Source organism: Herbaspirillum sp. B65, assembly GCF_000333555.1.
Taxonomy (GTDB): domain Bacteria; phylum Pseudomonadota; class Gammaproteobacteria; order Burkholderiales; family Burkholderiaceae_D; genus Herbaspirillum; species Herbaspirillum rubrisubalbicans.
In genome coordinates this window covers 1-1,638 of record NZ_BADI01000348.1, presented here as the reverse complement: position 1 = coordinate 1,638, position 1,638 = coordinate 1, and the positions used below count along the sequence as shown (strand labels likewise).

Genomic DNA, 1,638 nt, shown 5'->3' with positions numbered 1-1,638 from the left:
CCGGTGACATGCGCGCCCGCGGCTTCNTGATCGGCGGCACGCCCGGTCGTACCACCTGAACGTGAAAAGGCCTGCAGCACGAAGACGGTCACAGCCATGTGTTCGCCTCGGCCATCCCCAACTGCGTTCCCTACGATCCGACCTTCGCCCACGAAGTGGCCGTGATCATCCATGACGGCCTGCGCCGCATGGTGGCCAACCAGGAAGACGTGTTCTACTACATCACCGTGATGAACGAGAACTACGGCCATCCGGGCATCAAGCCGGGCCAGGAAGAGGGCATCGTCAAGGGCCTGTATCTGTTGAACGAAGGCGGCAAGCAAAACCAGCTGCGCGTGCAACTGCTGGGTTCGGGCACCATCCTGCGTGAAGTCATCGCTGCGGCCGACCTGCTGCGTGATGACTGGAAGGTCGACGCCGACGTCTGGTCCGCACCGTCCTTCACCCTGCTGGCCCGCGATGGCCAGGACGTGGAACGCTGGAACATGCTGCACCCGGCCGAAGCGCCCAAGAAGAGCTACTTCGAGCAATCGCTGGAAGGCAGCGAAGGCCCCATCGTGGTTTCCACCGACTACATGCGCACCTACGCCGAGCAGGTCCGTGCCTTCGTGCCCAAGGGCCGTTCCTACAAGGTGCTGGGCACCGACGGTTTCGGCCGTTCGGATACCCGCGCCAAGCTGCGTGAGTTCTTCGAAGTGAACCGTTACTTCGTGACCGTGGCCGCCCTGAAGTCGCTGGCCGATGAAGGCAAGATCAAGCCGGAAGTGGTGGCGCAAGCCATCACCAAGTACGGCATCGATCCCAACAAGCCCAACCCGGTGACCCTGTAAGAGCTACCTGACCGACCATCCCCGCCTCAGCCTGCTGATCGCGGGGATGTGTCGTGTCTGGAACTGCCACCCCAACGGGAAGATCCGCTGCCCCGGCAGCACCTTCTCCAAGCGAATACTTCTCCCGGCACAGCGCCTGGGAACAGAACAACGGAGCGCATCAGATGAGTCAAGTCGAAGTAAAAGTCCCGGACATCGGCGATTTCAAGGAAGTCGAAGTCATTGAGGTGATGGTCAAGGTCGGCGATACGATCAAGGTCGACCAGTCGCTGATCACGGTCGAATCCGACAAGGCCAGCATGGAAATTCCGTCCAGCCAAGCCGGCGTGGTCAAGGAAATCAAGGTCAAGGTCGGTGACAAGGTCGCCGAAGGTTCGCTGCTGGTGATCGTCGAAGGCGAGGGCGCTGCTGCTGCGCCTGCGGCCGCACCGCAAGCGGCCGCCGCTGCGCCCGCGGCTGCTCAGGCTTCGGCCCCGGCCCCTGTTGCTGCACCGGCCGCCGCTGCCGGCGGTAGCGTCGAGATCGAAGTCCCGGATATCGGCGACTTCAAGGAAGTGGAAGTCATCGAAGTGATGGTCAAGGTGGGTGACACCGTCAAGGCCGAGCAATCGCTGTTGACCGTGGAATCCGACAAGGCCAGCATGGAGATCCCCTCCAGCCACGCCGGCGTGATCAAGGAACTGAAGGTCAAGCTGGGTGACAAGGTGTCCAAGGGCAGCATCATCGCCACCATCGAAGCCGCAGGTGGTGCGCCTGCCGCTGCTCCCGCTGCTGCGCCTGTATCTGCTCCTGCTGCTGCCCCGGCTCT

1 protein-coding gene and 1 pseudogene are annotated in these 1,638 nt (G+C 62.6%); both read left to right on the top strand.

Going from position 1 to position 1,638, the window contains the following annotated elements; translation table 11 throughout:
* Nucleotides 1-830: pseudogene (locus tag I5W_RS08655) on the top strand (transketolase-like TK C-terminal-containing protein); the annotation flags it as partial.
* A 164-nt stretch (nucleotides 831-994) separates the two neighbouring features.
* Nucleotides 995-1,638 (top strand): biotin/lipoyl-containing protein (locus I5W_RS08650; RefSeq protein WP_044528919.1); only part of this gene is annotated, 644 nt, incomplete at its 3' end.